General features: G+C 64.5%; 3 protein-coding genes. All 3 read right to left on the reverse strand.

The window, feature by feature from the left end; all coding sequences use genetic code 11:
• The coding region (locus B4E36_RS11460; protein WP_345900366.1) for an SDR family NAD(P)-dependent oxidoreductase at positions 1-578 on the reverse strand (578 nt) is incomplete at its 3' end.
• Positions 579-589: 11 nt separating this feature from the next.
• Complete coding sequence (locus B4E36_RS11465) at positions 590-1696, reverse strand: mandelate racemase/muconate lactonizing enzyme family protein (protein WP_292058348.1); 1107 nt, start codon at positions 1694-1696, stop codon at positions 590-592.
• Between the two features lies 1 nt (position 1697).
• Positions 1698-2549, reverse strand: an 852-nt coding sequence (locus tag B4E36_RS11470) for an ABC transporter ATP-binding protein (protein ID WP_345900367.1), incomplete at its 5' end; no start/stop codon positions are given.

Raw genomic sequence — 2549 nt, forward strand, 5'->3', positions numbered from 1 at the left:
CCGGTCGCCTTCAGCCGGTCCTGCAGCGAGGGGCTGTCGACCGTGCCGGGGCAGATCGCGGTGCAGCGGATGCCCTTCGTTACGTAATCGGCGGCGATCGACTTGGTCAGGCCGAGAACTGCGGCCTTGGTGGTCGAATAGGCGAACCGGTTCGGCACGCCCTTCAGCGACGACGCGACCGAGGACATGTTGATGATAACGCCGTATTCGCGCTCGATCATGCCCGGCAGGAACGCCCGCACCGTACGCACCATGGCCTTGACGTTGAGATCGTAGGCAAAGTCGAGATCGCCGTCCTTCATGTCCAGCACCGAGCCGTTGTGGACGACGCCGGCGCAATTGAACAGGATATCGACCGCGCCGATTTCAGACGCGGCATTGGCAACCGCCTCATCCGACAGCACGTCCAGAAGACGGGTCGTGACGCCCGCGATACCTTCCAGCTCGGCGAGCTTCCCGGCGTTGATATCGGTCGCGATCACCTTGGCGCCGGCCTTGGCGAAAGCCTTGACGGAGGCAGCGCCAATGCCTTGCGCGGCGGCGGTGATGAGGCAGGTCTTGCCGGTGAGGTCGGTCATGGGCGTATCCTTCATGTAATTGTCTTTTGCGAGCCTTCGACCGCCACGCGGGCGATCGCCTCGAAATCCCAGGCGATGCCGAGGCCGGGCTCGTCGGAGGGGACGGCGCGGCCGGCGCGGATGGTCATGCCGTGGACCGTGATCGCGTCGAGTTGCGGAATATACTCGACCCAACGCGCATTCGGCACCGCGGCACAGAGTGACACATGCAGCTCCATCAGGAAATGCGGCGCGACCGAGACGTTGAAGCACTCCGCCATATGTGCGACCTTGAGCCACGGCGTGATGCCGCCGATCCGGCCGACATCGACCTGAATGATCGATGCGGCGCGGCGTTCCAGATATTCGCGGAAATGCGAGACCGAATAAAGGCTTTCGCCGACCGCGACCGGTACCGATGTGTGGCGGGAAAGCACGGCATGGCCTTCGATATCATCCGCCGGCAGCGGCTCCTCCAGCCAGCCGATATCGAGCCGCTGGTAGACGGCGGCGCGGCGCACCGCCTCATCAACGTTGAACGCCTGGTTGGCATCGGTGAAAATCTCGAAGGCCGGGCCGACGGCCTCGCGCACCGCGCCGATGCGGGCGGCATCCTCTGACAACGGACGACCGACCTTCAGCTTGCAGCCCGAGAAGCCATCGGCCTTCGCCTTCAGCGCATCCTCGACCAGAGCCTCTGTTTCCAGATGCAGCCAGCCGCCCTCGGTGGTGTAGAGCGGGATGTCCGCCTGCGCACCGCCGGCAAGCTTGTGCAGGGGAAGGCCGAGCTTCACCGCCTTCAGGTCCCAAAGCGCAGTGTCGATCGCGGCAAGCGCGATCGCGGTGATTGCGCCGACCGTGGTCGCATGGGTGAGGAAGGTGAGGTCGCGCCAGATGCGCTCGATGTCATAGGCCTCGCGACCGATGATCGCCGGCAGCAGCGTCTTTTCCAGAAGCGCCATCACGGAAGGTCCACCGGTTCCGATGGTGTAGGAATAGCCCGTGCCGGTGACGCCGTCGGCATCGGTGATGCGCACGATCGGCGTTTCCTGGGAGACGAAGGACTGGATCGCATCGACCCTTTTGACCTTCGGCTTCAGGTCCACCATCACGATTTCGGCGCGGACGATCTTCGCCATGTCAGGTCCTCAGGCTCTTGCCGCTTGTCCCGTCGAAGACGTGCAGACGGTCGAGATCGAGGGTGAAGGTCAGGTTCTCGCCATCGGTCAGCGGGCGCGGATCGAGCATCTTCGCCTGCACTTCCTTGCCGCCAAGCTCGGTGTAGATGATGGTCTCGGTGCCCAGCGGCTCCGAGATCATCACCGGCAGGTTCACTTCCAGCCAGCGGTCCTCGGCATGCAGCGAATGGCCCTTCGGCGCGAAGGCATCCGGACGGAAGCCGATCACGACCTTCGCGCCGGCTGCGACCTTCGGCGCGATATCGGCCGGCAGCGGCACCAGCGTGCCGTCGGAAAGCCTTGCGCCGCCCTCCTCGACGATTGCGTCGAGCTGGTTCATCGGCGGCGAGCCGATGAAGCCGGCAACGAAGGTGTTGGCCGGGTGTTCGAACACCTCGGTCGGGGTGCCGACCTGCTCGACATAGCCGTCGCGCATGATCACGATCCGGTCGGCAAGCGTCATCGCCTCGACCTGGTCGTGGGTGACGTAGATGACCGTGGTCTTGACCCGCTGATGCAGCTTCTTGATCTCGACGCGCATCTGGCCCCTGAGCTTGGCATCAAGGTTCGACAGCGGCTCGTCGAACAGGAACACGTCCGGATGGCGCACGATGGCGCGGCCCATGGCGACACGCTGGCGCTGGCCGCCTGAAAGATTGGCCGGAAGCCGGTCCATGAACGGCTCGAGGCCGAGAATGCCGGCGGCCTCATCGACGCGCGGCTTGATATCCTCCGGCGACATGCCGGCGATCTTCAGGCCGAAGCCGAGATTGTCGCGCACGGTCATATGCGGATAGAGCGCGTAGGACTGGAA

Origin of the sequence: Martelella sp. UBA3392 (assembly GCF_002358775.1) — a bacterium.
Taxonomy (GTDB): domain Bacteria; phylum Pseudomonadota; class Alphaproteobacteria; order Rhizobiales; family Rhizobiaceae; genus Martelella; species Martelella mediterranea.

Bases quoted from the DNA above. Each gene is read 5' to 3' on its own strand.
- B4E36_RS11465 (WP_292058348.1), bottom strand. From the start codon at position 1,696: ATGGCGAAGATCGTCCGCGCCGAAATCGTGATGGTGGACCTGAAGCCG.